At 69.8% G+C, this 25,382-nt stretch carries 24 protein-coding genes and 1 pseudogene; 9 read left to right on the top strand and 16 right to left on the bottom strand.

Features of this window, described 5'->3' with window-relative positions:
* Positions 1-3: 3 nt before the first annotated feature.
* The 8 genes and pseudogenes from FHR84_RS03480 to FHR84_RS03445 all read right to left on the bottom strand — a co-directional run bounded on the left by FHR84_RS03480 (position 4) and on the right by FHR84_RS03445 (position 8,255).
* Entirely contained in the window at positions 4-1,875 is a 1,872-nt protein-coding gene (locus FHR84_RS03480) for a proton-conducting transporter transmembrane domain-containing protein (RefSeq protein WP_179533941.1), read from the bottom strand.
* A 5-nt stretch (positions 1,876-1,880) separates the two neighbouring features.
* Positions 1,881-2,186 carry an NADH-quinone oxidoreductase subunit NuoK gene (gene nuoK / locus FHR84_RS03475; RefSeq protein ID WP_179533940.1) on the bottom strand — a complete coding sequence of 102 codons (306 nt, stop codon included), beginning with the start codon at positions 2,184-2,186 and terminating at the stop codon, positions 1,881-1,883.
* The gene (locus FHR84_RS03470) at positions 2,183-2,746 is read right to left on the bottom strand and encodes an NADH-quinone oxidoreductase subunit J (protein ID WP_179534400.1); all 564 of its coding nucleotides are present in this window, start codon (positions 2,744-2,746) and stop codon (positions 2,183-2,185) included. Before FHR84_RS03470 ends, nuoK begins: the two co-directional genes overlap by 4 nt.
* 13 nt (positions 2,747-2,759) lie before the next feature.
* The gene (locus tag FHR84_RS03465; RefSeq protein WP_179533939.1) at positions 2,760-3,689 is read right to left on the bottom strand and encodes an NADH-quinone oxidoreductase subunit H; all 930 of its coding nucleotides are present in this window, start codon (positions 3,687-3,689) and stop codon (positions 2,760-2,762) included.
* Complete coding sequence (locus tag FHR84_RS03460) at positions 3,682-5,022, bottom strand: hypothetical protein (protein ID WP_179533938.1); 1,341 nt, start codon at positions 5,020-5,022, stop codon at positions 3,682-3,684. Before FHR84_RS03460 ends, FHR84_RS03465 begins: the two co-directional genes overlap by 8 nt.
* Entirely contained in the window at positions 5,013-5,366 is a 354-nt protein-coding gene (locus tag FHR84_RS03455; protein WP_179533937.1) for an NADH-quinone oxidoreductase subunit A, read from the bottom strand. Before FHR84_RS03455 ends, FHR84_RS03460 begins: the two co-directional genes overlap by 10 nt.
* Positions 5,367-6,108: 742 nt before the next feature.
* A pseudogene (locus FHR84_RS03450) lies at positions 6,109-7,259 on the bottom strand (Cmx/CmrA family chloramphenicol efflux MFS transporter).
* A 270-nt stretch (positions 7,260-7,529) separates the two neighbouring features.
* Entirely contained in the window at positions 7,530-8,255 is a 726-nt protein-coding gene (locus FHR84_RS03445) for an SDR family oxidoreductase (RefSeq protein WP_179533936.1), read from the bottom strand.
* A gap of 332 nt (positions 8,256-8,587) precedes the next feature.
* On the opposite strand from FHR84_RS03445, the gene FHR84_RS03440 reads away from it, so the two are divergent.
* The gene (locus tag FHR84_RS03440; RefSeq protein WP_179533935.1) at positions 8,588-9,172 is read left to right on the top strand and encodes a MarR family winged helix-turn-helix transcriptional regulator; all 585 of its coding nucleotides are present in this window, start codon (positions 8,588-8,590) and stop codon (positions 9,170-9,172) included.
* Between the two features lie 444 nt (positions 9,173-9,616).
* Here FHR84_RS03440 and FHR84_RS03435 read toward each other — a convergent pair whose 3' ends face one another.
* On the bottom strand, positions 9,617-10,312 hold the full coding sequence (locus FHR84_RS03435) for a DUF2278 family protein (protein WP_179533934.1): 696 nt from the start codon (positions 10,310-10,312) through the stop codon (positions 9,617-9,619).
* Between the two features lie 278 nt (positions 10,313-10,590).
* Positions 10,591-10,800, bottom strand: coding sequence for a DUF5708 family protein (locus FHR84_RS03430; protein WP_179533933.1), 210 nt, complete (start codon positions 10,798-10,800; stop codon positions 10,591-10,593).
* 344 nt (positions 10,801-11,144) lie between these two features.
* Between FHR84_RS03430 and FHR84_RS03425 the strand changes: the two genes are divergently transcribed.
* The 3 genes from FHR84_RS03425 (at position 11,145) to FHR84_RS23095 (ending at position 14,334) form a co-directional block, all read left to right on the top strand.
* Entirely contained in the window at positions 11,145-12,362 is a 1,218-nt protein-coding gene (locus tag FHR84_RS03425; protein WP_179533932.1) for a sensor histidine kinase, read from the top strand.
* Positions 12,314-13,042, top strand: a complete 729-nt coding sequence (locus FHR84_RS03420; protein ID WP_179533931.1) for a response regulator — start codon at positions 12,314-12,316, stop codon at positions 13,040-13,042. Before FHR84_RS03425 ends, FHR84_RS03420 begins: the two co-directional genes overlap by 49 nt.
* A 77-nt stretch (positions 13,043-13,119) precedes the next feature.
* Complete coding sequence (locus FHR84_RS23095; protein WP_179533930.1) at positions 13,120-14,334, top strand: DUF418 domain-containing protein; 1,215 nt, start codon at positions 13,120-13,122, stop codon at positions 14,332-14,334.
* A 159-nt stretch (positions 14,335-14,493) separates the two neighbouring features.
* Here the strand turns inward: FHR84_RS23095 and FHR84_RS03410 are convergent, their stop codons facing one another.
* The 3 genes from FHR84_RS03410 to FHR84_RS03400 all read right to left on the bottom strand — a co-directional run bounded on the left by FHR84_RS03410 (position 14,494) and on the right by FHR84_RS03400 (position 17,043).
* Positions 14,494-14,820 (bottom strand): hypothetical protein, encoded by a 327-nt coding sequence (locus FHR84_RS03410; RefSeq protein WP_179533929.1) that lies wholly within the window; start codon positions 14,818-14,820, stop codon positions 14,494-14,496.
* Positions 14,821-14,876: 56 nt separating this feature from the next.
* Positions 14,877-15,530: a DUF4389 domain-containing protein gene (locus tag FHR84_RS23090; protein ID WP_179533928.1), complete on the bottom strand. Its 654-nt coding sequence runs from the start codon at positions 15,528-15,530 to the stop codon at positions 14,877-14,879.
* A gap of 244 nt (positions 15,531-15,774) precedes the next feature.
* On the bottom strand, positions 15,775-17,043 hold the full coding sequence (locus FHR84_RS03400; protein WP_179533927.1) for a cytochrome P450 family protein: 1,269 nt from the start codon (positions 17,041-17,043) through the stop codon (positions 15,775-15,777).
* An 80-nt stretch (positions 17,044-17,123) separates the two neighbouring features.
* On the opposite strand from FHR84_RS03400, the gene FHR84_RS03395 reads away from it, so the two are divergent.
* Positions 17,124-17,852: a TetR family transcriptional regulator gene (locus tag FHR84_RS03395; protein WP_179533926.1), complete on the top strand. Its 729-nt coding sequence runs from the start codon at positions 17,124-17,126 to the stop codon at positions 17,850-17,852.
* Between the two features lie 107 nt (positions 17,853-17,959).
* Here the strand turns inward: FHR84_RS03395 and FHR84_RS03390 are convergent, their stop codons facing one another.
* Positions 17,960-19,366: an LCP family glycopolymer transferase gene (locus FHR84_RS03390; RefSeq protein ID WP_218861918.1), complete on the bottom strand. Its 1,407-nt coding sequence runs from the start codon at positions 19,364-19,366 to the stop codon at positions 17,960-17,962.
* A 431-nt stretch (positions 19,367-19,797) separates the two neighbouring features.
* Here FHR84_RS03390 and FHR84_RS03385 point away from each other — a divergent pair, with 431 nt between their 5' ends.
* Together FHR84_RS03385 and FHR84_RS03380 are read left to right on the top strand one after the other, a co-directional pair.
* Complete coding sequence (locus FHR84_RS03385; protein ID WP_179533925.1) at positions 19,798-20,499, top strand: DedA family protein; 702 nt, start codon at positions 19,798-19,800, stop codon at positions 20,497-20,499.
* Between the two features lie 40 nt (positions 20,500-20,539).
* On the top strand, positions 20,540-20,803 hold the full coding sequence (locus FHR84_RS03380) for a hypothetical protein (RefSeq protein ID WP_179533924.1): 264 nt from the start codon (positions 20,540-20,542) through the stop codon (positions 20,801-20,803).
* Between the two features lie 155 nt (positions 20,804-20,958).
* Here the strand turns inward: FHR84_RS03380 and FHR84_RS03375 are convergent, their stop codons facing one another.
* A complete protein-coding gene (locus FHR84_RS03375) occupies positions 20,959-21,825 on the bottom strand; it encodes a M48 family metalloprotease (RefSeq protein ID WP_179533923.1) in 867 nt (288 codons plus the stop codon).
* A 286-nt stretch (positions 21,826-22,111) separates the two neighbouring features.
* Here FHR84_RS03375 and FHR84_RS03370 point away from each other — a divergent pair, with 286 nt between their 5' ends.
* On the top strand, positions 22,112-23,125 hold the full coding sequence (locus FHR84_RS03370) for a sporulation protein (RefSeq protein ID WP_179533922.1): 1,014 nt from the start codon (positions 22,112-22,114) through the stop codon (positions 23,123-23,125).
* A gap of 419 nt (positions 23,126-23,544) precedes the next feature.
* On the opposite strand, the gene FHR84_RS03365 is transcribed toward FHR84_RS03370, so the two are convergent.
* Positions 23,545-24,897 (bottom strand): DUF2252 domain-containing protein, encoded by a 1,353-nt coding sequence (locus FHR84_RS03365; protein WP_179533921.1) that lies wholly within the window; start codon positions 24,895-24,897, stop codon positions 23,545-23,547.
* Positions 24,898-25,055: 158 nt separating this feature from the next.
* On the opposite strand from FHR84_RS03365, the gene FHR84_RS03360 reads away from it, so the two are divergent.
* Entirely contained in the window at positions 25,056-25,256 is a 201-nt protein-coding gene (locus tag FHR84_RS03360; RefSeq protein WP_179533920.1) for a hypothetical protein, read from the top strand.
* The last annotated feature ends 126 nt before the right edge of the window (positions 25,257-25,382 follow it).

Genomic DNA, 25,382 nt, shown 5'->3' with positions numbered 1-25,382 from the left:
GGGCTACCTCACGAACACGAGGAACAGGGCCAGCACGGCCAGCACCACGGCGGCCTGGGCGTAGTACTGGTGCAGCTGGCCGGTCTGCGGGCGACGCGCGAGCGCGCCCAGCCCACCGGCGGCCCGAGCCACGAGGCGCACCACCCCATCGATCGGGACCTCGGCGCCGCGGTCGACCAGCCGCGCCAACCGCGATCCGGCGACGGGCACGGCCAGCACGGCCCGATGCAGCACCCGGTCGTCGAAGGCCGCCAGCGCCCGGGCCAGGGCCGTCACCGGCCGCACCACGAGCAGCTCGGCGCCGCGTTCGAGGTGCAACCACCCCCGCAGCGAGCGGCCCACCACCGCCGGAACCGGCAGCGGCCGGTCGCCCCACCACCAAGCCGCGGAGGCGGCGGCGAGCGCCAGCAGCGCGGAGAGCACCGGTTCCCACGCCCCCGGTGCGGCCGCGTCCTCCGCCCCGACGAGGGACCGCACGGCGTGCGCCACCGGCGCGAGCCCCAGCAGCCCGAGCAGGCCCGCGGACCCGGCCAGCACGACCAGCGCCGACCGCGCGCCCGCCGAGACCTCGCGGACGCCGGTGCCCTCGGTGTCCCACCCGGCAGCGGCGTCCTCCGGCCGCGGCCGCCACGCGAACCAGGCCGCCTTGGCGCTGTAGACCGCGGCCACCACCGCGGCAGCCAGCCCCGCGGCGTAGAGCCCGGGGCTCTCCCGCAGGGCGGCGGCGAGCACCTCGTCCTTGGTCACCCACAGCGACAGCGGCGGAACCCCGGCCAGAGCGGCGGCGGCGATCGTGAACGTCACCCCGACCAGCGAGTACCGGCGCGCGGCACCGCGCAACCCGGGCAGCGCCTTGGTCCCCAGCGCGGTCAACCACGCGCCCGCGGCCAACAACAGCGCCGACTTGGTGGCCGCGTGCGCGACCAGGTGCATCGCACCGCCCGCCACCCCTCCCGCACCGGCGGCCAGCACCGCGAAGCCGACCTGGGCGGAGGTGGAGGCGGCCAGCAACTGCTTGAGATCGGACTGGGCCACGGCGACCAGGCCGAGCACCACCGCCGTGGCCGCACCCGTCCAGGCCACCACCGGCTCGCCCCAGCCGGAGGCGACCAGCAACGGCCGCAGCCGCAGCAGCAGGTACGCCCCGGCGGCGACCATCGTCGCCGAGTGCAGCAGCGCCGACACCGGACTCGGGCCCTCCATCGCGCGCGAGAGCCAGAAGTGCAACGGAAGCTGCGCGGACTTGCCCAGCGCGGCCACCACGACTCCGGCGGTGACCAGGTCCAGCCACGGAGCGGCCGCGCCGGGCAGTTCCACCAGCGCGAGGGAAGCGACCCCGCCCGCCAGGGACGCCCCGGCCGCCAGGTACAGCCCGAGATCGGCGGCGCGGGTGGTCAGGAACGCCACGTCGGCCGCGCGCACCCGGTCCGGCTCGCGCCACCAGTACCCGATCAGGGCCCAGCTCGTCGCGCCCATGACCTCCCAGCCCATCAGCAGCGGCGCCAGCCCGGTGGCGGTGACGGTGACCAGCATCGCCCCGGAGAACAGCAGCATCAGCCCGGTGAACCGCGCCCCCGACCGGGCGGAGCCGGCGCCGTCGGCGGCGAACAGCAGCACGAACAGCGTCACCGCGGCGGTGGTGACCACGAGGACCGCCGAGAGCCCGTCGACGGCCAGCCCCGCCCCGATCCCGCTGAACAGCGGCGCCGACGCGGCCGGGCGCAGCACGGCCGCGGCCGCGGCCAGCGCCAGCGTCACCAGGGCCGTGACGACGCCCACCGCGGGAGCGACCCGGTCGCCGCGGCGACCGGTGCAGCCCAGCACCGCCCCGGAACCCAGCGGCACCGCGACGAGCGACCACATCAGCGCGCCCATCACCACTACCCCCTGAGATCGGCGGCCATGTCGGTCATGTCCACGTCCCGCGCCCGGAAGATCGCCGTGACCACGGCGAAACCCACCGCCATCTCCACCGCCATCGCCGCGATCACCACGACGACGAGGACCTGACCGTCCGCAGCGGACGGAGCGACGTGGTACCAGAACGCGGCCGCGGCGACGACGATCCCGTTGATCATCAGCTCCAGGCCCATCATCAGCATCACCACCGACTGCTGGGTCAGCGCTCCGAACAGGCCGATGGAGAACAACCCGGCGCCGAGCACGAGGAACAGCTCCAGGCTCATCCGTCCACCCCGCCGGGAACCGGGTCCGCGGGGCGGTCCGCGCGCAGGTCGTCGCCGAACCGGTCGTAGCGGCCGCGGTGCGTGGCGAGCACGACCGTGGCCACGATCGTGGCGAACAGCGCGAGGCCGAGCGTCATCATCGTCAGCATCTGACCACCCATGAGGGCCTCGCCCAGCGCGCGCGTGGGATCCGCCGGAGGCCTCCCGGCGCGCCGCGGCCAGTCGACGAGCAGGATCCCGAGGGCCGACGCGACGAAGACGCCCCCGGCGATCCCCGCCGCCCCGCGGGTGTTGTGAAACATCGCCATCGGCATCAGCCCGGCGGGGTTCATCATGTACATGATCATGAACACCGCCATGATCACCATCTCCATGACCATCATGAGGATGATGACCGCGCCGAGGTAGCCCAGGCCGAGCAGCAGCACCTCACCGGCGACGAACAGGAACGAGGCCAGCAGCGCGAACGTCACCCGCGCCATCGAGTCCAACCGGAACACCAGAGCACCCGAGACCAGGGCGAGCACACCGAAGACCCAGGCCAGCACCGCGCTCAGCACGCGAACCACCTCCTCACCACGCCAGCACCACCACCGAGACGACCAGCGCCTGCAGCACGGTCAGCGGCAGCAGCACCACCCAGGCGAACTCCGCGAACCGCTCCATGCGCACCGTCGGGAACCGCCGGGACAGCCACACCACCGCCGCCAGCACGACCGCCGTCTTGACCAGCGTCCACAACCACGACGGCAGCAGCGGCCCCTGACCGCCCCCCAGGAACAGCGGCACCGACATGGCGACCGCGACCACGAGCAGCAACCAGCGCCCGCCCAGCAGCACCAAGCGGTCCACACCGGACAGCTCCCCGGCCGCACCACCGGCCAGGTCGCGCCCGAGCGGGGCGTCGAACGGCCTCCGGAACGCCATGGCCACGGCGCTGAGCAGGTAGACGAGGAACGCCACCGGCATCCACGCGGCGAACCACAGGTGCGACTGCGCCTCGACGATGCCGCCGACCCGCAGCGTGCCCGCGGCCGTGGCCGCCGTGATCAGGGCGAACATGTGCGGCAGCTCGTACGCCAGCCCCTGGGCGACGAACCGGTAGCCGCCGACCAGCGACAGCGCCGAGTTCGGTCCCCAGCCGGCCAGCCACACCGCCGCCCAGGACAGGATCTCCATCGCGTTGAACCACACGACACCGACACCGGGATCGGCCACGGCGACCCCGCCCAGCGGCAGCACCAGGGCCGCCAGCAGCGCCGCCAGCGGAACGGTCAGCACGCCGACCCGCCACAGCAGCCCGTCGGCAGCCGTGGTCACGCGGCGCTGCCCCACCAGCAGTCGAGCCGCCTCGCGCAGCGGCCAGGCGACCGCCCGCGCGCGGGAGCCCGCCGCGCCGGCCGCCCGCGCCTCCAGCACGGCGTCGAACGCACTCGCCCCCGCGGTGACCACCGCCAGCACCGCGGGCAGCACCAGCACCGACCAGAGTGGAGCCTCAGCCACCGCTCGCCTCCGTGATCGACCGGCTGTCCGGCGTCGCGTGCTCCGGACCGAGGCTGGCCACGATCAGTCGCGCGGTGGCGAGCTCGCAGCCCTCCAGCAACTCGGGCAGCACGGCCGGGACAGGCGCCGGGTGCGCGGCCCCGCTCCGGGGAGACCGCGACAGCGCCTCCTCGACGGACAGCGCGCCGGTGTCCTCGAGGTCCGGCAGGGCTCGCTCGACCGCGGACAGCCACGCCCGCCAGCGCGCGGTGACATCACCACCGCGACGGCTCGCGTGGAGCACGGGACCTCCGAACCCCGCGTCCTCGGCCCGGTCCGGAGGCAGCACGCCGATCCCGTCGGTGAGCCGGCGCAGCGTCCACGCTCGACGCAGTCGCCGGGCCAGCCGCCGCAGCCGGGGCCGCACCCGGTCGACGCGCGCTCCGGCGAGCACCTCGTCGCGCAGCGCCCCGGCCCCGAAGGCGGGATCGGACCACCCCGCCACCCGCAGGAACCCGGCGAGGCCGTCCAGGTACGCGGCGACGCGGCGCCGCGCCTGCGCACCACGACTCACCTCCTGCCCGGCCGCGGCGCGACGCCGGGGCTCGCTCCAGAAGTCCTCGTGGCCGCCGTCCGCGCGGAGCACCTCCACCCGGGCCCGCTGGACGACATCGCCCTGCAACGTCGTGTGCACCACCAGTCCCGGCGGCCAGTCCGGCAGCAGCGGACCGAGCGGCACGTGCAGCTGGTCGAGCCGGAGACCGTCGCGGTCCGGTCCGCGGTCGGCCATCGCCAGCCCGCCGGGCAGCTCCGCGCCGCCGCCGTGGTGGTGCCCGTGCCCGCCGCCGTGGTGGTGCCCGTGGTCCTGCCCACCGCCCTGCTCGTCCGCACCGCCGTGGCCGCGCGCATCCTCGTCACCGGCAGGGCCCGAGCCCGCACGGCTCCCGTCACCGTGGCCGGAACCGTCGTCCCGTCCGGAACCGGGCTGCCCCTCGGCGGTGGCGCCGTGCCCGCCCGCACCAGCGGAGGACTCCCGCGCCTCTCCCCCGGTCGCCAGCCTGCGACGTGCCCGCTCGAGCACCCGCGGGACCGCCGCGGAGCTCTCCGCGCGCACGAGGACCCGCGGTTCGGGCACCTGCCGCCACAGCCGGTCCAGCAGGGGTTCCGGCCACGCACCGACGGGGCCGGTCAGGACCAGCACGTCGGTCTCGGCGGGACTCGCCGCGGCCGGCCAACCACGGCGGCGCAGCTCGGCCTCCACAGCCAGCCGAGCCGCGGTGCCGCCGGGGAACTCCAGCAGCAGCACGTGTGGCCGCCCGGCGGCGAACCGCAGCAGAGCGCGGGTCAGCTCCATCGCAGCGCCCCCTCCCGCCACGCGTACACCACGCCGGCGAGCAGGATCCCGAGGAACACGAACATCTCGACGACCGCGCTCGCCCCCTCCGCAGCCACGACCAGCGTCCACGGGTACATGAACAGCATCTCCATCTCGAAGGCCAGATAGATCAGCGTCAGCGCGTACCAGCGCACGTGGAACCGGGACACGGCGTGCTCGGCGGGCTCGTGGCCGGACAGGAACGGGCCGACGGGACCGGCTGGAGACGCGACAGCCAGCAGCCGCGCCGCCCCGTAACCGGCACCGGCCAGCACGAGCCCCACCCCGAGCAGGACCAGCACCGCGCCGAATCCGCTGCCCATGTGGCCTCTCCTCGCTCAGCTCCGCTCAGGACTGCGCCGGACGAGTGGAGCGCACCCCCGGTCAGCTCGGCCCCGACACCGTGATCCACTCACCGCCCCCCCTGCTACCCCGAAGAGCACTCTTCCACACCAGCGATCTCCCCGCATGATCAACGAGCGGTGGTGCGCGCGCACGCGCCCGTGTCCCGTGTGGTGCGCTCGACGTGTCTCGCGCGACCGGGACCGAGCCGACTCCACCGGGTCTCCCGGACCCGGCCGCGTGAACGTCTCGGAGGACGTTGCTCGCGGACACCGACGAGTGCGCCCGCTGCGCGAACCACCCCGGAGGTCCGTTCCCGACGGACAGCTCGGCCGCGCGAGAACCCGGCGCCGCACGCCCGCTTCCCCGCCCCTCCCGTCCGCCGCTCCCCTCCCAACCGCCGGGCGGAGTCGGCGGCACCGGAAGCTGACGCCTGTCCGGTGGCCGGACGAACGGGGAACTCGCGGAAAACCCCGCCCCGGGAACCCCATCGGACGACGAGCACGCTGCTCACGCGAAGCGTGAAACGGCGCGGCAGCAGGGCCGCGACTGGTTCGTGCCACGGTGGCCGCGCTCGCCGCAGGAGGCCCGGACGTTGGTGACGCTAGTCCAACGGCGCGTTGCCGGTGGCTGACCGCCGGCTACGTGGACGCCCGGGCGGGTTGCGGCACCGTCCGAGGAGGCGTCGCCGCCCCTCGACGTCCAGCGGAGCGCCGGCCCGGGTCACCGGGCCGCGGGCTTCCCGCCGGCACGGGGCGCGATGATCCGTAGGAACGGTAGGGCGATGCTCAACGCGATAGCGACCAGCAGGCTGCTGGCCCAGACCGGGCCGAGCTGACCGAGACCGGTTTCGAGGGGGGCCGTCCCGAGCACGGGGCCTCCGGCCGCACCGAGGTTGAGGGCCGCGGTCGCATACGAGCCGCCCATGGTGGGAGCGCCGGACGCCTCGTGAACCACCCTGGCGATCAGGGTGCTGCCCAGCGCGAAGGAGAGCAGCCCCTGAACGAGCACCAGAACCAGCAGCGCGACCGGATGAGCGGCCAGGGCGGCCAGCACGATCCAGCCGAGCAGCACCAGCGCCCCCCGGTCGCGACGAGTTGGCCGGGACGCCGGTCCGGCAGGCGCCCCGCGACCCTGACTCCCAGCGAGGACCCGATCCCGAAGAGCACCAGCACGACCGGAACCCAGAGCTCTGCCAGCCCGGCGGTACCTGTGACGATCGGGGTCAGGAAGGTGAAACTGCCGAAAGTGGCGGCGTTGACCAGCCCAGCCAACACCATGACCAGCACCAACCGGGGCCGGGCGAGTTGGACGATCTCGGTGCGCAGGCTCGGGCCGGAACCCCCCGCACGACACCGAGGGCCGCGGGCGGGCGCAGCAGGACGATCGCCCAGAAGACGGCTCGCCAGCCCAGCACGGTGCCCAGCACCGCCCCACCGGGAACCCCGGCGATGACGGCCACCGTCGTGCCCGACAGCAGCACCGCCAGAGCGCGTCCCCTCCCGGTCGGGTGCCATGAGAGCGGACGCCGTCGCCAGGGCCACGGCCAGGAAGCCAGCATTCGCCACAGCCGCGACCACGCGGGTGCCCAGCAGCACCGGGAAGCTCGAGGTCAGCGCACCCACGACGTGGGCCGCCGCGAACACCAGCACGAACCCGAGCAGGCTGCTCCGAGCGGACCAGCGCCGGGTGATCCCGGCCATCAGCGGAGCGCCGAGGATCATCCCGACCGCGAACGCCGAGGCCGCGAGCCCGGCCGTGCCGGCCGAGACGCCCAGGCCCGAGGCGATGTCCGGCAACAGGCCGGCGAGCACGAACTCCGAGGTGCCCGTGGCGAAGACCGACACGGCGAGCAGGGACAGCGCAAGAGGTATCAGAGGACTCCGAGATGAGGAGAGCAACGAACAGACGACGTCTCGTCACCGCGGTCAGCACCCGACGATGCGCGCAGCGGACCCGACCGGGGAAAGCGGTCGGGACGCGAACGAAGAACCTAGCGGTTCAGGGGGCTGACGGCGTGACCGACAGCCCCCACCTTGGAACTCTCCGGACTCGACACGCCCCGCGCGCTACTCAACCGCCCCGGCCGCGGCGCAACCGGATCCCACGTCGGTCAGCACCGTGAACGCCCCGCTCCGCGACAACTAGCGGATGGTGGACGCGCCCCCGTTGACGTTGATCACCTGACCGGTGATGAAGCGCGCGCCGGGAGACGCGAGGAAGGCCACGGCCTCGGCGATCTCGGCGGGATCCCCGTGCCGCTCCAGCGCGGTCAGCGACACCAGGTCGTCGTGGGCGTCCCGCGGGAGCCCGGAACCGAAGAACTCGGTGTCGGGGAAGTAGCCGGGGGCCACCACGTTCGACGTGATGTCGCGGGGACCGAACTGCTCGGCCAAACCGACGTTGTAGGAAGCCAGCGCCACCTTCGCGGCTCCGTAGGAACCGCCCCCCTGATCGGCGCCGATCGATCCGATGTGGACCAAAGTTCCGCCGGTGTTGAGCTTGGCGTCGCACACTTCCGTCATCAGGGCCGCGGAGATGAGGTTCGCGTCGATGTTGGCCCGCCAGCGCCGCAGGCTGCCTTCGAGACCACCGTCGGCGGGCATGCCGAAGTCGGTGTTGCCCCCGGCGTTGTTGACCAGCACGTCCAGCGGGCCGTCGATGCTCGCCACGGCACGTTCGACCGCTTCCGGATCGGTCCCGTCGCAGGACAGGGCGTGCACGTTGTCCCCGAGTGCGCGAACGGCCCCCTCGAGCACGTGCGTGCGCCGCCCCGTGATGTACACGTGGTCCGAGCCCTTGGCGAACCTGGCGGCGATGGCATGGCCGAAACCGGTACACCCGCCGGTCACGAGCACTGTCCTGTTCACGGAGCACTTCCCTCCGCTTGATGTTTAGACCTAAACAGGTTAGATCAATCCTTTCGGAAGAGCAAGAAAGTCCGGATGCGCGCCGCCGTGCTCCCCCGGAAAAACCGAACTGCGGCCGCAAAACAGTCGAGCATCGAGCGCGGAGCGGGGCCACGAGACTCGATCAGCGGGCGAACACTGCCGGAGTGCGCTGCACACACACCACAGATCAGACCTCCCCACGCAGCGCCGAAGGATTCGCCCCGCCAGACCACACCCCCCGGAGAGGGCTTTTTGTTTAGGCTCAAACACCACAGTATCCTGAATTCGGACAGGGCAGGAGGTACGCGGCGATGACGGAGAACGACCCCGGCGACCGAAGCACGCGAGCAGAGCAGGCCCCTCCGGACGCGGCCGACGAGATAGCCGAGGCATGGAGCCAGGAGCGCCCGGGGACACCCGTCGAATCGATCGGAGTGGTAACACGACTGTGGAGGTTGGCCAAGCTGTTCGGCGAGGACCGTCGGCGCGTGCTGTCCGATTCCGGAGTCGACTCCGCGACCCTGGACCTGCTGAGCGTGATTCGTCGCAGTTCGACTCCGTATCGGCTGACCACGCGCCAGCTGTCCGAGCTGACCCTGGTCAGCGCGGGGGCCATTTCCCAGCGGGTGGCCAAGGCCGAACGCGACGGTCTGGTGGTCCGCTGGCCGGACCCCGGCCCCGACCGCTGCATGTGGGTGGAGCTGACGCGAACCGGCCACGCGCTCGTGGAACGAACGGTCGACAGGGTGCTCAGCCGTGAGCTCGAGCTGCTCCAGGGGCTGGACCACGAGCAACGTCACCAGCTGGGCGATCTGCTGCGAACCCTGCTGCGCGACGTCCAAGCACGGCAGGGCGACCACGGCGTGTCCCACGTGGGTGAGACCGGTACCCCCTAGAACTCCAGGCGAGGTGCTCTCGGAGATCGGTACTCGGTGGACGTGCGCCACCGGCCCAACGACCGCTCCGGATGCGCCGGTGGCACGTCAGGTGCGGCAGCCCCGTCGCCCCGAGGCGGCGCGCTGGTCGTGCGCCGCGGAACGGGGCCGCCGCACCGGCACCGCCACGACCGGGCGGAGCGGTGGGTGGGGCGACCTCGACCAGTGTTCCGCCGAGGAGGTCGCCCCGCTCGCGACGAGCGTCGAGCCGGAGAGCCCCCTCCCGCCTGTCCAGGCCGCGCAGCTCGAAGACGCCGACGGCCGGATCGGGGAACAAGAGCCCCTCGTGGTCGACGATCCCGAACTCCCCCTTCCGGGGCAGCGCCGAATCGGCACCGGGCGGGGCGAACCGGGCGATCGCCGAGCCCGCCGAGACGCCGCGAGCCGCCAACGCGACGCCGTCGCTCACACCGCGGACGTCTGCTCCGGCTGCGGCGCTCCGCTCCCGAGGGCGTGCCCGGTACGGTCGTCGGTGTTCCACGACTGGCTCTGGAACGCGAGGAAGACGGCCACCCAGCGGTCCTCCTCGGCGAAGTGCAGCAGCAGTCCGCCGTCCTGCCACACGCCGTCGTCCTCGCGGTACTCCTCGCTGTTGCCCTGGTTCATGTGCACGCTGTGCACACCGTTGCCCGGCTCGAATCCGAACACCTTGTCCGGCTCCTCCTCGGGCCCCCACGGCTCACCGAACACGTAGGCGCACGCCGAGGGGTCCTGCTGCGCCCGGCGCACGTAGCGGTCCAGGAAGTCGGCCAGATCGTTGTTGGCCCCCTCGACGTCGGGGGGCACGGGACGCATCCGCGAACGCTCCACCAGGTCGGCACGGATGTAGTCCAGACTCGCACCGCCCTGCTCCGACGGCAGGGCGTTCCACCCCGAACCCGCTGCCGGCAGCTGCTCGATCAGCGAATGCCGAAAGTCCTCGACGGCGAGGTACAGCAGCTCCCACGGAGGCTGCGCGGACTTGACGTTGACGGCGGCGCGGTAGTGCGTCCCCTCGTCGTCGGCGAGGTGAATCTGGTAGTGCGGCGTGTCATCGGAACCGCCCTCGCGGCGGGTGTCCACCACTCGAGCCGTCACGACCCCGTACGAACGCAGCGGCACGTCCAGCGCCCCCTTCTTCCCCGTCTCATACCCGCTGTGCCGGGTATCGCCTCGATCGGTCTCGCCGCACACAGTGGACCCGCTGACCGCTCCGGAGCAACAGAGCCGACCCCCATTTGACGCCCCCGCCCACTGACGGTCATCCGTTCGCGCGATGACGTTCACGCGGGATTCAGGCCCCCTGCCGAGACGCCCCGCCGAAGGAATCGCCGCCGCCACAGCACCCGCGTGAACCGAGGCGACGGGCACGGGCGCTGCCGGCGGCCCGCGACCGACCGCTACTCGCGGCCGAGATCACCGCTCCGCGGCGGAAGGAGCATCACCCCGGCCGTGACGACCAGTTCGATCCCTCCCAGAACCGCCAGCACGACACCGACCTTGTCCGGGGCGACGACGGGCAGCCGCACTCCTCGCGCGGTGAACGCCAGGACCAGACCGGCGATCAGCAGGACCGCACCGATGAACAGCGATTTCACGTTGGCGGACACGAATCCTCCCAGTTGAGCAGTGCTCGATTCGGCTGTCGAAGGCCCCGCGCGAAACGTCGGGCCGGGCCTTCGACGTCCCCGCGGCGCGGGGCGCTCGATCGATTCCGGCGCGAAGTCCCTCCGTTCGGCGCACCGTCCGTTCCGGACCGCACGTTCGCCGGCAGCGGTGTCTCCACCACGGACACCCCCAGAACCACGATCACTAATACGATCGTATCCCCGAACCGGCGGCCTCCACAGGCGATCGAACAACGACGCCGGACGCCGAGGCGGTGGGCACGGCGGGCCGGACGGTCGCCGTGACGCCGAAGTGCCGCGGACGACGTCGATCCCGGGAGCAGCGCATGACCACGGACGCACGTCCTGCCCGCACGTCGCGTTTCATGGACCACTACTCGAGGAGCTGGTGGATCGCCGAGCTGCTCAGCACCGTGCTGCTGGCCTGGCCCCTCTTCGCCGTGCTGCGGCAGGGTCCGCCGCCGTGGATCTCGACCGCGCTCGTCACGAGCCTGCTGTGCTGGGTGACGTTCGTGGGAGCTGAGCGGTACTCGCCACGTCTCGCCACGACCGCGCTGGCCGTGTGCTCGGTGCTGGCCTCGGCGACCGCCGGCACCGTGCAGGGCGTGGCGATCATCATCGCCGCGGTCTCCCTCGGGATCCTCGCCTCGCACCCCACACCCGGACCCCGGATCATCACCGGCGTTTGCGCGCTGGACATGACGCTGGTCAGCGCATCCGTCCTGATCTCGGAGATGTCTCCGGCCGTGCTGCTCAGCGCGATCCCCGTGATGCTCGTGCTCGTCCTGCTCGGACTCAGCAGGAGGCAGTACCAGATCCACGCGCAGCGCACGGCACAGCTGCTCGAGGAGCTCCGCCAGGCACAGCACGCCCAGGCACGAGCCGCCGCGCTGGACGAGCGCGCGAGGATCGCCAGGGAGATGCACGACGTGCTCGCGCACTCCCTGGGAGGCCTGGGCGTGCAGCTGGAGGTCGCCGAAGCGCTGCTGAGCGAGAAGGAGGACCCCGCAACCGCGCTGCAGCACGTGCGCCGCTCCCGCCGACTGGCCGCCGACGGACTCGCCGAGGCGCGGAGCGCGGTGGCGGCGCTGCGCCGCGACGTCCCGTCGCTGCCGGAAGCGCTCGACGAACTGGCCGACAACCACCGACGCGACCAGGGCGCCGACGTGTCGGTGCGCACCACGGGAACCGGCCGCTCCCTGCCGTCGGCCACGACGGTGGCCCTGCTCGACACCGCCCGCGAGGCGCTGACCAACGCGGCCAAGCACGCTCCGGGGGCCGCGATCGCCATCACCCTCGAGTACGATGCGTCCTCCATCCGGTTGCGGGTGCGCGACGCCGGTGCGCCCGACTCGGCGGACTCCCCGGCCGCGCCCGACGACGACCGCGCGAACGGCCGAGCAGACCGCGACGACGGGTTCGGGCTCACGGGGATGCGCGAACGCCTCGCGCTGGTCGACGGACGCCTGACGGCGGGACCGGACGACGCGGGAGGATGGTCGGTGACCGCCGATGCACCGGTGACGGAGGGGAGCTGCCGGTGACCGCGAACGCGATCCGGGTGATCGTCGCCGACGACCAGCAGGTCACCCGTGAGGGACTCGTCGCGCTGCTGGGGCTGATCGACGGCGTCGAGGTGGTCGGCAGCGCCGCCGACGGTCGCCAGGTGCTGGACCTGATCACCGCGGTCACCTGCGACGTCGTGCTGATGGACCTGCGGATGCCGGTCCTGGACGGCACCCGGGCGACGAAACGGCTGCGCGCCGAGCACCCGGAGGTCGCGGTCGTCGTGCTCACGACGTACTCGGACGACGAATCGATCAGCGCGGCGCTGCGGGCAGGAGCGCTCGGCTACCTGACCAAGGACACCGGGCGCGGGGAGATCGAGGCCGCGCTGCGCGCCGCCGTCACCGGGCAGTCCACGTTCAACGCGCCCGTCTCGCGGCGACTCGTCGCGGCGCTGACCGAACCGTCCGGCCCGCCTTCCACCGAAGGGGAGCACGCTGCCCGCTCCCCCGAGCCGCCCGCCGGCCTCACGGCCCGGGAGGGCGAGGTGCTCGCGCTCATCGCCGCGGGGCTGAGCAACGCCGAGATCGCGGGCGAGCTGTTCATCGGCGAAGCCACGGTCAAGTCCCACATCAACAACGCGTTCTCCAAGATCGGGGCACGGCACCGGGCCGAGGCCGTGCGCTACGCCTACGAGCACGGTTTGACGAGGAATTAGCTCCCGCCGGATCTCCACCCACGAATCCACCCGCGGGTGCAGGTGTCCGTGCGCACGAATTCCTAAGCTCGGCAAGCGTGAAACGGCAGCGACCCGCAACCAGCACTCACCCCGCGCACAACCCGGATCAAGCCGCGACGACGAGCACGACGCAGCGCATCGAGGCGCTCGACCTGGTACGCGGCACGGCGATCCTGGGCACGCTCGGGACCAACATCTGGATCTTCACCGATCCCGCCGGCCCCGCCGGGTGGCTGCGGGCGATGGGAAACCGCGACGGATCACTCGCCGAGGTGGTCGAATCGCTGCTGCTGTTCCTCGTCAACGGCAAGTCCGTCGCGCTGCTGTCCATCATGTTCGGGGTCGGCCTCGAGCTGCAGTACCGTTCCGCGCGCCGCCGGGGGCGAGCTTGGCCCGGCAGGTACCTGTGGCGGTGCGTACTGCTGTTGCTCGAGGGAGCGCTGCACTACCTGCTGATCTTCGAGTTCGACGTGCTCATGGGCTACGCGCTGGTGGCGATGTACGTGTCCGTGCTCGTCGGGGCCCGCACGAAGGTGCGGTATTGGTGGATGGCCACGGCGGCGCTGCTGCACACCGGCATGATCACGGTGCTCACCCTCGGGATGCACACCGGACACGTCGCTCTGTCACCCCGCGGCTGGACGGGGACCCCGCTGTACAGCCACGGCGGTTGGCTCGAACAGGTCCAGGCCCGCATCGCCGACATCGGGACGTACCGATCCGAGCTGGTCATCGTGATTCCGATGAGCACGGTCCTGTTCCTGGCCGGCATCGAACTGATGCGCGCGGGCGCGTTCACCGAAACACCGCACGGGACCGCGATCCGCGCCCGGCTGATCCGCTGGGGCCTCGGTTTCGGTGTTCCGGTGAACCTGGTGACCACCTTCGCCGGGCAGGAATGGTTCTTCGTGGATCGCTACGTCCTGCCGCCCGTGGTCGCGTTCGGCCTGCTCGGGCTGATCGTCGAGCTCGCGTATCGCACCCGCGGCCGCCCTGGGCCGCTGCGCAGCGGTCTGGCCTCGACCGGGCGGACGGCCATGTCCTGCTACGTGTTCCAGAACCTGATGAGCAGCGCGCTGTGCTACGGCTGGGGGCTCGGACTCGCGACGAGTCTCGACCCCGCCCGTCCGTGGTGGGTCATCGTCGCGTGGTGCGCGGTCGTCGGCACGTTCATGGTGCTGGCGTCGTGGTGGCTGCGCCGTTTCCGGCGCGGCCCGCTCGAATCGGCGATGCACTGGGCCTACGAACCGCGCGGCTCCGGTCTCTCGTAGCCGTTCGGAGGTCCCGCAGGAGCCCGACCAACACCACAGCCAGCTTGCTACCATCCCGTGATCCTCGGATGTTCCGCACCAAACTGCCTGATCACGGGGTGAACGCGCTGTTCTCGCATCCCTGAGTACCAGCTAGGGTCACAACGTGACGCTGGATCACTAGTTCGGGATGATGTCGTGGTAATCGGCGCCGTTCCAGTACCACAGCTGGTTCATGGCCGAGAAGTTCCGCACCAGCACGGCCTCGTCGTAGGAGTGGTGCCCGAAGCCGTCCCGGAGCCCCAGCCCGGCACCCCGGTTCAGGTGCGGAGCGATGTTGATCGCATCGGTGCCCGATCCGTCCCCGCGGACGCACCACTTCTGCCGGTCCGAACCGTCGGACTCGAAGATCCTCACCAGGCTGGCCGGGCTGACCTCGGGCTCATCGCTGCCCGCATCGAGACAGCAGGTCTCGTCCCCGTCGGAGATCTCGATGCGGACGGCCACCGGGAACCCTGCCGACGGCGAATCCGTCGACGACCGGATACCGGGCCCCTCTCCGATCACGGTGTCAGCCGAAACGGCGGATACCGGTCGGTGACGAGGATCCAGGCGTAGGCGATGACACGATTGTGCCAGCGGCCCACCCCCACCAGGAAGTCGAACGACCCCCGTGGATGGCGACCGGTGAACACGATCGCGAACCACGCGACCACCACGACCACCACCGCCGCGATGTCCAGGAAGAACAACACCACGTAGTGCGGAACGACCAACAACCACTTCACCAGCGGAAGCCACCGGTTGAGCGTGCGGTCCTCGGGGGCGTCGAAATCGAGGTGCACCGCCTGGTGCTCGTCGGTGGAGGGATACCGGTCGTCCAGCAGAGCGAGGTAGACGATCACCCGGTTGACGAAGCGCAGCAGTTCGCGGTTCCAGTCGAACCACCAGCGCGGGTACTTGCGCCGGAAGAGGAGCATCAGCAGCGGCGGAACGAAGAGCAGCCCACCGGCGCTGGACACGACCACCTCCGTCGAGCCCTCGTCGAGGTGCATCGCCCGGCCGCCGACGCTGCTCAGCACGACGAGGATCGGCACGGCCAGAATCAACCGGAATGCCGTGCCCACGCGGTTGAGCTCCCGGTCCGGGTACTCGACGTCGAAGCGAACCGGGTGCGGCCGCCGGGCCGAACCGGCTTCCGAAGAGTCCCCACTCACCCCGCACCTCCACGGATCGGAGTTCTGCCCCACCGGAGCGGCCCCGGAAGCTCCGCACCCCTGTTGCCGGGAGGATCGCCGCGTGTCCCGCACGGTCCTGCCCACCACCGGCGAAGCCCGGTCCGGTCACGGCGGTCGCGTGACCGCAACGGTACTTCCCCGCCCGCACCTCCGCAGGATTCCGCCGCCGCGCAGCACACCCCACCGAAGACACGGCCGAGCGCCGCTACCGGTGACCGGCGGGTCAGCCGAAGCGGACGGGAAGGGAACGGTAACGGACCAGCATCGGCACGGGGTCGAGGGTCAGCTGCTCCCGATCAACGGCGAGGGTGAGACCGGGATTGCGCCGCAGCAACGCGTCCAGCGCCACCCGAGCCTCCATCCGGGCGAGGTTGGCCCCGAGGCAGAAGTGCTCCCCATGGCCGAACCCGAGGTGGTGGTTCGGGCCGCGAGTGATGTCGAACGTCTCGGGCGCGGCGAACACCTCGGGATCGTGGTTGGCCGCGGCCAGCAGCGGCAGCACCAGGGAACCGGCGGGGACGGTCCGACCGTGCCAGGTGACGTCCTCGGCCGCGGTGAGCGCTTCGCTGCTCTGCACGGGCCCGGCGTAGCGAACGATTTCCTCGACCGCCGAGCTCATCAGCGAGGGGTCCGCCCGCAGCAGCGCGAGCTGCTCAGGGTGATCCAGCAGCGTGACGACCGCGTTGGTGATCAGGTTGTACGTGGTCTCGTAGCCCGCGGTGATCAGCGTGAACACCATCGCCGCCAGCTCGTCGTCGGCGAGTCGCTCGCCCTGCTCCTCGGCTTGGATCAGGCCGGTGAGCAGGTCATCGCCGGGGACGCTCCTGCGCCGCTCGATCAGCTCGCGCACGAATTCCGCCAGCGCGGCTCCCTCGTCGTGGTCCGCTTCCTGCTCGGGCCCGGCCATACCGTCGAAGAGCCCCTGCACACCACGATGGAACCGCTCGCGGTCGGCTTCGTCGACACCGACCATCTCGCTGATGACGGTCATCGGGACGGGCAACGCGAACTCGGTGCGCAAATCTACTACGTCACGGGCCTCGAGGTCGTCGAGCAGTCCGTTGGCCAGCTCGCTCACCCGCTGCCCCAGCCGTTCGATGGCGCGCGGGGTGAACGGCTTGGCCACCAACCTGCGCAGCCGTCGATGCTCGTGGGAATCCTTGTAGATCATCGATTCGGTCAGCAACCGAAGGTGATCGGGCATCCCGGAAGCGATGGCCGGACCTCCGGCAGGTGAGCGCGGGAACCGGTCGTCGGTGAGCAGACTCTTGCAGTCGGCGTACCGGGACACGATCCAGACGTCCTGATCGACCAGGGAAGAATCCACCCGGCCCCGATACACCGGGGCGTGGGTCCGTAGCCAGGTGAAGTGCGCCTGCGGATCGACCACGAACTCCGGGCTGTCAAGCGTGATCGGATGGCTGACCGACGAAACGGACGTCCCGGGCGCGGAGACCGCCGGACCGTCTCCTGCTGTGGGGCTGGTCGTCATGCTTCTCATCTCCTCGAAGAAGCTACTTACCTTTGGTAAGCGAAGGTACGCCTCGTGCCGACCGGAGGTAAAGTGGCGGCATGGTGGATCGACAGTCGGACACGCGGGAGCGGATCCTGGCCACGGCGGAGCGGCTGTTCGTCGAGCACGGCTACCACCCGACGACCCTGCAGGAGGTCGCCGTCCGGGTCGGCATCACCAAACCCGCGCTGTATCACCACTTCACCTCGAAAGCGGAGATCCTCGCCCACCTGCTCGATCCGATGACCACCGAACTCGAGCAGGTGCTCGCCGACGCGGCGCAGCAGGAGGACATCGGCACGGTGCGGACGGAGCTGATGACCGGATGGGTGGAGATCTTCCTGCGCTACCGCGGGACCCTGCTCGCGCTGCTGCGCGAGCTGGCCTCCGTCCCGTCGGAGGCGTTCACCCGCATGCTGGCGGTGATGGAACACGCCGTCGACATCGCGGCCGGCACGGAGGCGGGCCCCGCCGAGCGGGTCGCGCTCGCGCAGGCGATCTCGGCCGCCACCGACCCGATCGCGCTGCTGCCGGACCTGTCGGACGAGGTGCTGCGCGAGCACGTCCTCGCCGGCGTGTGGCGCCTGCTCGGGCAGCAATCCACGAGGACACGAGACACCCGGCGCACTCGCGGTGGGCGCCCCCGGACGCTCTCCGCCGCCGACGCCGAACTCGCCCGCGAACTGCACGCCTCCGGACAGCACTCCGCCGAGGAGATCGCGTCCCGACTGGGCGTCTCCCGGGCCACGGTCTACCGCCATCTCAAAACCGGGCAGGACAATATCTGAGACGAATTACGAGACACTCGGAGATTCGCCGGGCCGACGAGCGCCGGGGCCCCGCGGCCTCGACTGTCGCTTGATCAAGTCTCACCGGCCCGGCGGAAAGCGCGGGCCTAGTTGATGCAGGGGACGTCTTCGGCGGTGATGGCGTCGTCGCTGGGAGTGGACGGATTCGCCCGGGGCGGGTGCGTTTCGGGGTTCAGCGCCAGCGGGTCGGAGGCCGTGAGACTTCGCTTGGCGCCGGGACCATCGTAGTCGGCTGCCAGCAGCACCCGGATTTCGTCGGGGTCGAGTTCGTCGTCCTCGACGACGGGAAGATCGTCGAGTTGGTCGGCGACGTAGCGGGCGGAGGTGCCGGTGCCCGGTCCGTAGGTGACTCGGGAACGGTCCCGTTCGGCGGCGTTGCCCACGTCGCCGACGGGCACGGCGGCCTCGGCCAGGTCGTCGCGGACGCGTCCGGCGAGGCCGGAGACGGTGGTGGTGTTGCGCACGTCGACCGTGGTGGCGGCGAGTTGGCGTGGAGGCACCGGCTGCGGTGGGCGTCCGTCGTTGACGCGCTGGATGGTGTCGCCGACCTCGTCCGGGTCGACTTTGACGGCCAGCCCGTCGGGGGTGTCGTAGGCGGGGTCCTGCACGGGGATCGTGTCGAAGGTGATGTTTCCGCCCGCCAGGTCGTGCATCTGCTGTGCGAATTCCAGCACATCCCATCCGGCGTCCAGCACCACCGAACGTTCGATCGAGCTGAACAGACGTTCGAGCCTGGCGGGGTTGGACAACGTTCCGCTGGAGAGCATCGAGCGTGCCAGTCCGGCGATGAAGGCCTGTTGGCGCACCACGCGGTCGAGGTCACCGCGAGGCAGACCGTGGCGTTGCCGTACGAAGGCCAGCGCGTCGCCACCGGAGATGGTCTGTCGGCCCGCGGGGAAGTCGGCTCCGGAGTACGGATCGTCGACGGCGTCCTTCAAGCACACCTCGACACCGCCGACGGCCTTGGTCAGTCGGTAAAAGCCGAGCAGGTTGACCTCGGCGTAGTGGTCGATGCCGACACCGGTCAGCTCGGTGACCGTGTCCACGAGCAGTTCGCGGCCGGATTCGGCCGAGCGGCGCTCCAACTCGGCCGAATCCGACACGCCCTCGGCACGAAGTTCCTCGGCGGTCTGGGCCTTGGCACGCCCGAACGCGGAATTGATCTTGTGTTTTCCATAGCCGTCCGGCATCGACACGTAGGTGTCCCGCGGAATCGAGTACGCCACGGCCCGTGAACGGTCGCGGGGAATGTGCAGCAGGATCAGGGTGTCGGTGAGCTCGGCCTCGTTGTCCCCAGCACGTAACCGTCGCAGCACGTCCTCGGGCAGCGGGTTGCCGTTGGCGTCGGTGCGGCTGTCCTTGCCGACCAGCAGAATGTCCATCGATCCGTCGGCACCGGCGTTGGCGGTGACATCACTGGTGTTGAGGCGGCCGTCGAGGTCGTTGAGGATCAGCCACGCATAGCCGCTGATGAGGAACACGGTCAATGACACCAGCGCCAGCGTCGAGCGCAGTGCGGCACGCAGAGCCCGGCGTGACCGAGTGCGGCGCGCCGACACGGCCTGGATAGGGCGTGTGGCTGTGTCGTCGGGGCACTGCCGCGATTCCTGTCCTGACCGATGGTGGTCGGGATCGGAGGAGCGCTGCGGGGTGTTGCCCGGGACCTGGTGCTGCCAGCCGTCCGCGGGAGAGCCCGAACGTCGCGAGTCGGAGCGGTAACCGCGGTAGGGTCCGCGCTGATCGCGACTGAACCTCGGATCTTCCTCGCCCGGCACGGTGACCTCCGTGTCTACGACAATCCCCACGTTGGCGTCGTGGCCTCACCTCGCGGTGAGGATACCGGCACAGCGTCCTCGATCGCTGCGGCGCACGAGCACCGCCGCCGGTACGGTGGCGGCACCGCCCCCGTTTACGAGGAGTGTGCATGCCGGACATCGGCGAGGGGCTCACCGTCCTGACGGAGCTTCCGTGGCCGCTGGTGATCGCACTGGCCGGGATGCTGGCCCTGAGCGAGTGCACTCTCGGGCTGGGGTTTCTCATCCCCGGTGAAACCGCTCTGTTCATCGCCGGTGCGAGCGTGACCGAACCCGACCAGTTCCTGGGCATGGTCGCCGTCGTCGCAGGCTGCGCGTGCACCGGTGACTGCTTCGGATACTGGCTGGGGTGCCGCTTCGGCACCCGCATGCGGGAAACACGCATCGTAACCAGGCTGGGACGTGGTCACTGGGACCGTGCCGCTGCGATGCTGCGCCGCCACGGCAGTGGGGCGGTGTTCACCGCCCGGTTCCTGCCCGTCGTACGCACCCTGACCCCGGTGGCGGCCGGGGCGAGCGGCGTGGCGTTCCGTCGTTTTCTGCCCGCCGCACTGCTCGGAGCGAGTGGCTGGGCGTTGCTGCACATCGGTCTCGGCACGGCAGCCGGGACCTCGGCCACCTATCTCGAAGACATTCTCGGACGTGCGAGCTGGATCCTGTTCGCCGTCCTCGCCGTCGTTCTCGCGAGCGCGATGATCTGGCGTCGGTACCGCCGTGGGGCAAATACCGCCCCGGTGAACGAAGGCGCTCACGAAACCGAATGCCCCTCGAATTCGGCACAACGTTCCCACCGGAATTCGTCGACACGCTGAGCAGCACCGACTCGACGGCCTGCCTCCGGAAGAAGACGGCATGAATCAAGGGCAGCGGATTCCCGCCCGGCACCGTCCCGGCCCGTGTGCCTGGTTTGGCCCGATCGCGTTGTGTCTGGGACTCGTGAGCTGGATGCTCGTCGTGGCGGGCACGGTCTGTGCTGTCGCCGCCGTGATCTCTGGCACGGCCTCTGTGACCACCCGTGGCCACTACCGCCGCGACGCCACAGCGCTGCTGGGCACCGCACTCGGCGCCGGACATGTGTTGGTATCGATCATGGTGATGCTGTGGGCGATGCGCTGACACCGAGTGAGTCCTGAGACGGGAGCTCCGCTGTTCCAGACGTCGTACTCGACAGCCACTCGGGACCGCAGCAACGCGTAGGCCCCCTGTCTCCTGTTCGGCGCGTCCACGGCCGCTGTCGAGGTGCTCCGGGATAGTTCTCGTGACTGTCGTGTTCAGCGGTGTTCGCCGGACATGGTGCGCAACCGGGCGACGCGCTCCTGTGTGTCGGGATGAGTGGAAAACAGACGCATCACCGCCCGGCCCACGAACGGATTGGCGATCATCAACGAACTGACCGGAGCGGTTTCGGAATTGTCCGGCAACGGGCGTCCCTGAGCGACGCGCTCGATCTTGTTCAAAGCACTGGCCAGGGCCAGCGGATCGCCGGTGGCCTCCGCGCCGGAGGCATCGGCGGCGTATTCCCGTGAGCGACTGATCGCGGCCTGGATCAGACCAGCGGCGACAGGCCCCAGCACCGCCATGAGCATGATCTCGAGGAACCCCGGACCATCCTCGTCACCACCGAACCCGAACAGCGCTCCCAGCTGGGCGATGTTGACCAGGATCATGATCATACTGGCCAGCCCCGCGGCTACCGAGGAGATCAGAATGTCCCGATTACCGACGTGACTGAGTTCGTGCCCCAGCACACCTCGCAGCTCCCGCTCGTCGAGAACCTCCAGAATTCCCGACGTCACACACACCGCCGCGTGGGACGGGTTGCGACCGGTGGCGAACGCGTTGGGATTGGCCGTGGGGCTCAGATACAGGCGAGGCATGGGCATCCGTTTGGTAGCGGCGAGCTCGGCCACGATCGCATGCAGCCGCGGCGCCTGGTGCGGACCGACCTCCTCGGCGCGCATCGCCCGGATCGCGAGCTTGTCCGAGTAGAAATACGACACACCGTTGAGTCCCAGCGCCACCACGGCGGCGAGCAGCAGGCCGACAGTGCCGCCGAGAACCTGCCCGATCAGCAGAATCAGCGCCGACAGACCTCCCAGCAGCACCGCGGTCTTGAATCCGTTGCGGAGTCGATGCACCTCTACCTCACCTCGCGCGGAATCGGGACGCACTGGACGAAACGCGACCCTCTCGGCCCAACGAGCACGCCCGGGAAGCTGATTCCCACAGGTCACACACCACCGCGAACTTATGGCGCAGAACACGATCGTCTGTGACGAAACGACTCCGCGGCCCCCGCACCGGTACGCCCCATTTCTTACGACCCGATAACGATCGACGACTCCACATGATCGACGAGGAACCACTGACAACGGGTACACGTTGCCCGGCGCGGATTCGATATCACAGTGAACAGGAGTGGTGATGTTCAAGAAGATGCTGCAGGCAGTCGGCGTGGGCGGGCCGTCGGTGGACACCGTCCTGAGTAGCGAGCCGGTCCGACCGGGTGGGGCCGCCTTCGGTGAGGTCCGGATCGGCGGTGCCAGCGCCGAGACGAACATCCAGCGGATCGTGCTGACGCTGGTGGCCGAAGTGGAAACCAGCGACGACGAGAAGCGGGGGATGCCACTGCAGCAGGTCACCGTCGCCGAAGATCTGCACCTGGCGGCTGAGGAGTACCAGACCATCCCGTTCAGCATGCCCGTGTCGTGGGAAACACCGATCACGACGGTGTTCGGTGAAACGTTGCGCGGAATGCGTCTGGGCATCAGCACCGAGGTCGCGGTGGCCAAGGCTGTCGACACGAGTGACATGGACCCGCTCCACGTCGAACCGTTGGACTCCCAGCTTCCGGTGATCAAGACGTTGCTGGACATGGGGGCCAGGGTGAAGGACGCCGAGATCGAACACGGCCACCTCCACGGTACCCCGCAGGAACTGCCGTTCCACCAGGAGATCGAGTTCTTCCCACCCGCCCAGTTCGCCGGACGTATCGAGGAGATCGAACTGACCTTCGTCGCACGCCCGGACAGCATCGACATCGTGCTGCAGGCCGACAAGCGAGGCGGACTGTTCACACCCGAGGGTGAGGCCATCGGTCGCATCCACCGGAGCCACGAGGAAGCCGTCAACACCGACTGGCACGCCGAGATCACCCGCTGGCTCGACGCCGTGGCCACCAGTCACGCGAGCGGCATCCACGGTCGCGGCGGCATCCACACGCACCACGTGCACGAGCACCATGGGCACTCGGAACACGAGGAGGAAGGCTCCGGCCCCGGTATGGGCGGGATGATCGCCGCCGGTGCGGGCGGACTGGCCGCCGGTGCGGTGGGCGGCATGGTCGTCGGAGAGATGCTCGACGGCGACGAGGACGAACAGATGGAAGAGATGGAGGAAGAAATGGCCGACATGGAAGAAGAAATGGAAGAGGAGTGACCAACCAGCCGCTCATCACGGTGGTGTCGCGACCAGCTCTGACACCACCTCTCGCCCACAGCCACGAGACACCGACGACGAGGAAGCTCGGTTGGCAGTGCCTCGACACCGCCAACCACTTGTCAGCCAAAGCCCCACGCACCGTCACCCGGGGGCGTCGGTCCAACGCGTCACGATCCGACCCCGCCCACCAGCAACCGGCGCGTTCGGGCGTGATCGAAGTATTCCGTTCCCCCTATCGTGGGTGGTTCTGATGAGCGGAAACCTCCCGCTTGCGCCGGCCGCGGAAGCCCCGACATCGGGAGTCACTACACAATGCCGGGGCCTTCCTCGCCGGCGCCGGGACGACATGACCGTTTCAACGCCACTGCTACGACGGAGAAGTCCGCGCCCACCAACAACTGACCGGAAAACCTCAGTCAGCCCCCTGCGGTGGCGGATTCGAGGCCGGGGATGTTGCCGTTGCGGAAAGCGTCGACGAACAACTCGCGATCGTGACGAGTCTGCTGGGCGTAGTTCTGCGCGAATTGGACCATGTCGGCGACAAAAGCGTCCTCGTCGCTACCGATGGCGTTCATGATGGCCTGCTCGCTCTGGAAGTCGACCAGGGTCTGATCGGAGTCGATGTCGGAGATGCAGTGCATCCCCGCAGTGGCTTGACCGAGATAGTTGATGACAGGTCGCATTTCGGCTGGTTCGGTGAGGTCGGACCAGTCGAGTTCCTTGACGTGGGGGGAGAGTTCGGAGACGACATAGCCGGTTCCATTGAGTTCGGTGTGGCCCAGCCATGGGTCGGCGTGAGCTTGCAGCGCCCGTTGGGACACGGCGGTGCGGTGCCCGTGGTGGACGAAGTAGTCACGGATTTTCTGATCGTGCACGATGCGGCTGGGTTCGGCCACGTTGCCCTGTTTCAGTGACAGGATGACGTCGTTTTCCAGCGCCTCGGTCGGCCCCTCAACCAGGATGTTGTAGGCGGGCAGACCAGCCGAGCCGATGCCGAATCCCTTGCGGCCCACGATGTCCTTGACCTGATAATTGACATTGCGGAACCGCTTGTGCTCCGGAATTGTGTCCAGATACTTGTTGAACGCGGACAGCACCTCGGCGTATTCGGCCTCGTCGAGACGGCGCACACCTCTACCGGACCTGAAGTGCCGCTCGTATTCCTCGACGACGGTGGCTTCCTCCAACAGGGCGATGCGGGTGTTCATCTTGGCGTCGAGCAGTACGTCGCGCACGGCGCCGTCGGTGTTGCTCAGGTGGAGCTTGAACGCCTCTTCGTCGCGGGCACCCTCATGAAACGCGTGAACCAAGCGCAAGTAGGCACGTACGTAGGTTTCGATGAGTTCTTCGATGTCAGCGTCGGAGACGGCCTTGCGCCGCGCCAACAACGCCACGCTCGTACAGAACCGCTTGATGTCCCACGTGAAATGTCCCAGGTAGGCCTCGTCGAAGTCCACGACGTCGAAGACCAGCTGACCGGCCGAGTCCATGTACGTACCGAAGTTCTCCGCATGCAGATCCCCGTGGACCCACACCCGAGAAGTGCGCTCGTCGACCCACAGATCGGCCGCGCCGCCCATGTCGCGGTAGAAGAGGCACGCCGCGCCGCGGTAGAAGGCGAACGGGTTGTCGGACATCTTGCGGAACTTCTTGCGGAACGCGTCCGGATCGGCCCGGATCATGTCGCCGAACGCCTCGACGAACGTATCGATGATCTCGGCTTTGCGCTCCTCGGCGGTCAGATCGGTCCTACCGTTCGTCAGAGTCATTCGTCACCATCACCTCAGTATTCGTACCGTGTTCCAACGTTTCAGTGTGCGCGCCGACCCCGACGGGGGTGACCGTAGGTCGCCCACCTGTGAGCCCGCCCCGACGGTGCCCGGGGACTTACCGGTGTGTCGGCTTTGCGGTGTGGTGGGGGCCGGTCGTGACCGTAGTTGGCGGCTTCGGTTTCGACTACCAGGATATCGCCGCATCGCTGGTGGAGGCGTCGGAAGCTGCCCCGATCAACCCGTTCGGTGGTGACGAGTTCGACCTGGGACAGCGGCGCAACCAGGGTTTCCGTGATCCGATCCTGCGCAGCCCGTTGATTGTCTCGGCCGCTGCGTCGTGTCATTGCTCGTGGTAGCGAGCAGGTTCGGATGTGGTGGGCGTAGGTCTCGAGCACGAACGGCTACGTATCCCCACCGCGACCACGGGGAGACACAGGTGATGTCGGCTCCCCACAACCCACAGCCGGTTCGGAGTAGACGGT

The sequence above is a fragment of the Actinopolyspora biskrensis genome (assembly GCF_013408175.1).
Lineage (GTDB): Bacteria > Actinomycetota > Actinomycetes > Mycobacteriales > Pseudonocardiaceae > Actinopolyspora > Actinopolyspora biskrensis.
The sequence above is the reverse complement of the archived record's forward strand: the minus strand, read 5'-3'. Positions and strand labels throughout refer to the sequence as shown.